Source organism: Bacillota bacterium, assembly GCA_012837285.1.
Classification (GTDB): Bacteria; Bacillota; DTU030; order DUMP01; family DUMP01; genus DUNI01.
This window is the reverse complement of the sequence record DURJ01000096.1, coordinates 1-6,309: the sequence shown is the minus strand read 5'-3', so window position 1 is coordinate 6,309 and position 6,309 is coordinate 1. Positions and strand designations below refer to the sequence as shown.

The 6,309-nt window shown below is 44.0% G+C and carries 6 protein-coding genes; 1 reads left to right on the top strand and 5 read right to left on the bottom strand.

Going from position 1 to position 6,309, the window contains the following annotated elements; all coding sequences use genetic code 11:
* Window positions 1-221: DUF1847 domain-containing protein (locus GX016_05675; GenBank protein ID HHT71048.1), on the top strand; the 221-nt coding region annotated here is incomplete at its 5' end.
* Window positions 222-542: 321 nt separating this feature from the next.
* Here the strand turns inward: GX016_05675 and GX016_05670 are convergent.
* The 5 genes from GX016_05670 to GX016_05650 all read right to left on the bottom strand — a co-directional run bounded on the left by GX016_05670 (window position 543) and on the right by GX016_05650 (window position 6,225).
* Window positions 543-1,514 (bottom strand): sugar ABC transporter substrate-binding protein, encoded by a 972-nt coding sequence (locus GX016_05670; protein HHT71047.1) that lies wholly within the window; start codon window positions 1,512-1,514, stop codon window positions 543-545.
* A 190-nt stretch (window positions 1,515-1,704) separates the two neighbouring features.
* A complete protein-coding gene (locus GX016_05665; GenBank protein ID HHT71046.1) occupies window positions 1,705-2,688 on the bottom strand; it encodes an ABC transporter permease in 984 nt (327 codons plus the stop codon).
* Window positions 2,681-3,682 (bottom strand): ABC transporter permease, encoded by a 1,002-nt coding sequence (locus GX016_05660; protein ID HHT71045.1) that lies wholly within the window; start codon window positions 3,680-3,682, stop codon window positions 2,681-2,683. Before GX016_05660 ends, GX016_05665 begins: the two co-directional genes overlap by 8 nt.
* Window positions 3,682-5,184: a sugar ABC transporter ATP-binding protein gene (locus tag GX016_05655; GenBank protein ID HHT71044.1), complete on the bottom strand. Its 1,503-nt coding sequence runs from the start codon at window positions 5,182-5,184 to the stop codon at window positions 3,682-3,684. Before GX016_05655 ends, GX016_05660 begins: the two co-directional genes overlap by 1 nt.
* A gap of 183 nt (window positions 5,185-5,367) precedes the next feature.
* The gene (locus tag GX016_05650; GenBank protein HHT71043.1) at window positions 5,368-6,225 is read right to left on the bottom strand and encodes a creatininase family protein; all 858 of its coding nucleotides are present in this window, start codon (window positions 6,223-6,225) and stop codon (window positions 5,368-5,370) included.
* Window positions 6,226-6,309 lie beyond the last annotated feature (84 nt).

Here is a 6,309-nt window from a genome sequence, read left to right as displayed (position 1 = left end):
GCAACCCAATTGGACAAGCAATGGCTCTTAACAAATCCCAGACCGATTTAAACATAATTTTAGGATTGTGTGTGGGACATGATACTCTGTTTATCAAGTATTCACAGGCACCGGTGACAGTACTGGCCGTAAAGGACCGTGTCTTAGGACACAACCCTATGGCGGCCCTATATTTGGCCGACAGTTACTACAAAAACAAGCTGTACCCCTCTTCCTGTTGATGTCAGGGTAGAAAGCAAGGGCGACCCGGTCACCGATACCCTATTCTTTCTCCGCGAACGGGAAGTACTCTACTACCAGCGCTTCAGTAGACTGCTACAACATGTTTACGAGTGCCAAGACAGTCAAAAGGTTTTCTAGTTTAAAGGCCTGATACCAAAAAGGTGTCAGGCCTTGTTCCATCATGGTTTAGATTGTAGCCGTCCCACTTATCGTTAGACGTCCAATGCTCTCTAATCTCAAAGTAAGAACGTTTTCACGGCCAAATATGGAAAGTCTCAAATGGCCATCGACACAACCTAACTAATGTTAGTTGCTTATTGTTAATCGTAATCTTCAATTTCATCAATACCAACAACCTTGATCTCGGTTGCGATGCGCTCTGGAACCTTTTCGCCATCCAAAATCTTTGCAGCAGCTGCCACAGCCTGGTAGCCCTGATCATAGGCGCCGACGTCACAAGAAAATGCCAACTTACCTTCTCGGATTGCAACCCTTGCATCTGCATTTACGTCAACACCAGATACTAAGATCTGTCCTGATTTTCCGGCAGCTTCGATAGCTTCGATGGCACCCATTGCCATTTCATCATTACAGCACATAATTCCCTTAACATCAGGATGTGCCTGGAGCAGATTCTGGACAACATCCATGCCTTTTGCCCGGTTAAAATCCGCCGCCTGTTGCGCCACGATTTTAATATCGGGAAATTCTTTCGCAGCCTCCTTGGCACCTGCAATACGATCAATTGAGTTTTGTGCACCCGTGACACCTTCGATTAGCATGAGTTGACCCTTGCCTTCCATCGCTTCGCAAAGGCGTTTACATGTCATATAACCGACATCATAATTTTCCGCAGCAACATAAGTCTCCCACATAACAGTATCACTGTTAATTTTGGTGTTTAGACTAACAATGGGAATACCGGCTTCATAAACTTTCTGAACGGCTGGGACTATACCTGTAGAGTCAGAGGGGAACATGATCAGTACATCACATTCTCCGCTAGCAACCGCTTGCTCCGTCAGTTGTGACAGTTCCTCGTTGCTATCAGTTTGCAGTGGTGTGAGAACGGTCAGATTAACATTAAGCTCCTCTGCGGCTGCCTCGGCCCCCTCCTTAACTGTCACACAAAATGGGTTAACTAGGTTTTTCAAGATCATCGTAACGTTTCTGCCTTTTTCCGCACCGTTGTCAGCTGACTGTTCAGGTTGCGTTGACTGAGACTGACACCCGGAAACCAAAAGTGTCAGGATTAGAAGTAAACTCGATAATAAGATGATGTGCTTTTTCATTCTTGCATCTCCTTCAGTCGTTTAAGTCGAAGCATATTCGATTTTACATACATTGACCATTAGATTCTTCCATAATCAAAACTTTGCTGCCGCGTCGTTTTAATGGTTCTTGAATCTCAAAGCGTAAACACCCATTACAAAGTCTGAGGTTTCTTTTTCCTATGCCCCTACTCTAATTGAAAGCAAGCCCTTAATGAGATATGTAAACACCCCCTCCATCTTCCGTTTTTACCGATTTCATCAGCCTTTTGGTTAGTCCTTCGAATAATATGGAAAACACGATAACGAAGCCTATTACTGCCTGCTGCCAGGTTGTTTGGACACCCATAATATTCATACCATTACGGATGAATACTATAATTAGTGCACCCACCACCGCGTTAGAAACCGAACCCTTACCTCCACCGAAAGATGTACCGCCGATCAAAGTTGCTGCGATTGAATCAAGTGTAAAGTTCCCACTAATGCCCGGGTCTGCCGCATTAAGACGGGCCATGTAAAGCATTCCGGTGATTCCCGCAAGTAGTCCATTTATCAGATACACCAAAATAATGGTTCGATCTGCATTAGCGCCTGAAAGAACGGTGGCATTAAAGTTGAACCCTGCAGAATACATGTTTCTTCCAAACGTCGTTTTTTGAGTTACGAAATATAGGATTAAGTAAATACCCAGCGTAATAACAGCAAGGCTTGTGATTCCATAAAACGATGCAGTACTAATTCTCCGGAAAGTATCGGAAAATCCGTAAATAGAAACACCACCTGTGTATACGTATGCAATACCCAGAGTGACAAAATCTACACCATATGTGGCAATGAACGGAGGAATCCCAACCTTTGTGATCAGTATTCCGTTAATTACCCCGCAAGCCGCTCCTATTAGTAAGGCCACAACAAACCCAAGTGCAATATGCTCACTTTTAATTAAGCCAGCTGCTATAGAGCTGCTGAGAACCAACACAGACCCCATTGACTTATCGATCCCTTTAGTAATGATAGCCAACGTCATGCCAAAGCTCATAAGCATAATAAATGGGGCTTGTTGAAATACTACCGTTGAAATGTTATTCCATGTCCAAAAAGCTTGTGGCTTCAAAAAAGCCAGTGATCCTATGATTATGACGAGCAACAGGATAGGGGAATATTTCTGGAGGTTGTTTATTAGCTTATTCATGTGCGTAAACCCTTCTTTGCTCGTTTGTCTTCCTACGTTTTTCGTTAAATGCATCCACCACCAACACGGTGACGATTACAAAGCCTATAATCGTCTTTTGCCAAGTGGCATCAATTCCCATAATGCCCAAGCCATTTGACAATACCCTGAGCATTATCGCCCCCATCACTGTGCCGGCAATGCCTCCCTTTCCGCCATCAAAACCCGTACCTCCAATGATCACGGCAGCCATTGCATCAAACGAGTAATTAGTACCCCCAATAGGATTGGCTGAACTTCCCATGGCTGCAAGAAGCAGCCCCGCAGTTGCTGCAAAAAAGCCGCTACAAACATAGACTAGGATTCTATTTTTTACAACGTTGATTCCACTCAAATTCGCCGCTTGTTCCGAACCACCAACAGAGTATATATTATAGCCAAAGCGAGTTTTCTTGAGCAAGAAATACACTGTTACGGTAACGACAACCGTTATCCAAATCATTACATAAATACCAGCTATTTTCCCGTTGCCAATCCAGTTGAAAAACCTGTTTGAAATGGGAACTGTAGCTCCATCTGCCACAACTAGTGCAAGTCCAGCACCGATTCCCATTGTAGCAAAGGTAGTAATCCAATAGTCAAATTTGTACACCGCCACCATAATGCCGTTAAATAGCCCTATAAGCATACCTGACAACAAGCCGAGCAAAATGGCTATAGGAATTCCTATGTCTCCTTTTAGACAAACAGCCGCGATAACCCCGGCCAAGGACATAACTGACCCAATAGACAGGTCAACTTGGGAAACAAGAATGGCCATCGTCATGCCGATAGATGCTAACAACAAGATGGACGAATTCCTGGCAATTAAAAGTAAGTTGGCTGCCGACACGTTCCTCCACGATGTTAACAAACCAAATAATAAGATTAAAAACCCAATTCCATATGCTATTCCAGGAACACTAATCTTTTTGAGCATGTTTTTAAACCCTAGTTGGCTCAACTTGCCCTTCATTATTTATTGACACTCCCATTCAACGCATGGAACAGTATCTTTTCTTGCGTTATCTGGCCGCGAGGAATCTCTTTTACCACTTCACCTTCGTTCATAACATAGACCCGATCGCTGAGTCCAACAACCTCATTCATCTCCGATGAGATCATGAGAATGCCTGCACCGTTCGCAGCTAACGTGTCCAGGAGTTGGTAAATCTCAGCCTTGGCCCCAACATCTATCCCCCTGGTAGGCTCATCGAATATAAACAATTTTGCTTTGGTAAGTAGCCATTTGCTAACGACCACCTTCTGCTGGTTCCCGCCTGAAAGCTCACCTACCAACTTGTCCGCATTTGGTGTTGCGATCTTCAATTCCTTACAGTATTCTTCGCCCTTTGCAAGCTCTACTCTTTTGTTAATAATTGCAGTGGGAAACAGTTTTTTCAAGCTGGCAGAAATTATGTTCTCCCTTATGGGCATTTTTAAGTGTAATCCTTCTGCCTTTCGGTCCTCCGGTAAGAAAGCAATACCTAAACCGACACTTTTATCCGGCTTAGCATGGGATACAGCTTTGCCCTGAAAATAATACTTACCATCAATAATCGGATCATATCCGAAAATTGCTTTGGCTACTTCGGTACGCCCTGAACCTACCAGTCCTGCAAGAGAGACAACCTCGCCTTCGCGAATACTAATACTAACATTCCTAAAACGTAAACCAGTAAGTCTTTCCGTTCTCAAAATTTCCTTACCCGGTTCATTAAAATTTCTATGGTACATATGTTCGATTTTTCTGCCTACCATTTTGGAAACGACATCGTCCATATCGGCTGTTTTAGCATCCATTGTGTCGATATACTCGCCATCGCGTAAGATAGTCAACCTATCACCGACCCTGCGTATTTCATCCATACGATGGGATATATAAATAATCCCAATACCGTCTCTTGTCAGTCGGTCTATAATTTCAAACAACTTATCGATTTCTCTTGTTGTAAGCGACGAGGTCGGCTCGTCCATAATCAAGAGCTTTAAATTTAAGGATAACGCTTTGGCAATCTCTATCATCTGTTGCTGAGCAATACTGAGTTTTTTCACCAGTATGTTGGGATCAAGATGCAGGCCCACATTCCTAAGGAGTTTTTTGCTTTCCTCTACCATCTTTTTGTAGTCAACTAAACCAAACGGGTTTACCGGTTCTCGCCCTATAAATATATTTTGGGCAATGGTTCGTTCTGGTAATAGGTTCAGCTCCTGGTGAATTATACTAATCCCGGCTTCCTGAGCGTCGCGGACATTACGAAAGTGAACTTCTTGCCCTTCCAGCCATATTTCTCCTTCGTCTTTAGCATAGACCCCAGAAATAATCTTCACCAGTGTTGATTTTCCTGCCCCGTTTTCTCCCAAAAGTACATTTACTTCCCCACGTCTTACGGTAAGCCCCACATTATTCAGCGCTACTACTCCATTGAAGCGTTTTGTTATTCCGCTGGCTTGCAATAAGATGTTCTGTTTGTTCATAAAAGCATCCCCCTCGGATGAAGATTCATACGTAACGCTGAATGTCGGTTTGTTAATTGAATCCTCACCTTTTAACAGCGAGCAGGCTCTTATATGTCAACCATGATTGTATTACTTCACAAGTTAACAATAGATGTATTGCCGGAATGCAGTAATACCTTCCAGCAATACATCCATTTGAGTTTACGCTCTATCAGGGAATTGGCGGTCTTCGTCCTTAACAACAAAGGGGAATTTCTTCACTTCCTCAAGGAAAGCCGCCAGATGTTCAGCCTCTCTCTCGAACAATGCTAACCCTTTCTCAGGAGTGCCACGGAACGGATTCCCGATTGTAGCGCTGTCGCTATACTCGTGGTGCTCCATCGGTACATATATGTTTTCCGACCCACCAAACTTGACGGTGATAGTTCCATCGATCTTTGAAAATTTTGGCCCCATCCATGCCGGTGCATGTGCTGTGTCTTTGACCGCTTGGCCCATATCTACTAGGCTCATATCATGTGCCATGACTTGCGCCGTCTCCATCTCTCCTGCATGCCAACCAGGTGTCTCCTCTGGTGGTCCTTCTAGTATGCCCTTAACAACTTGGCATTCTCTCTCTGTCGGTGTCTTATAGAAACATACGAACGCTCCGTAGTTATAGCGTATCTGCCTCATTAGCTCATCGATCGGCTTAGTGTTTGAGCCGTGGTGGGTTACGAATACGATTTTGTTTGCTCCATGGTAGATTAGGCTACGAGCAATGTCCTTGAGCATCGCACGATAGGTGTCAGCTGATAATGTGATTGTTCCACAACCCTCACCGCATTCACCCATATGATGGGGAGAATATCCAATAGGTATAAGCGGCGTATGAGGCACGTCAGCCAATTTGGCCGCTCTCTCCGTTACGTTAATCGTCGTGAAGCTGTCTGTGCCTAAGGGAAGGTGGGCCCCGTGTTTCTCACAGCTACCTACCGGGACCATAACTGTATCGGTCTTTTCGAACCACTCAATTGCATCTTTAAAACTGCACTCTAATAGATTATGTCTTATTGCCATACAACATTACCTCCCGTTTTAATATTGTAGACTCTGGGCAATTCTCTTTCCTTGGCAAGTTTATGAAAACGTTTTCTATATCAT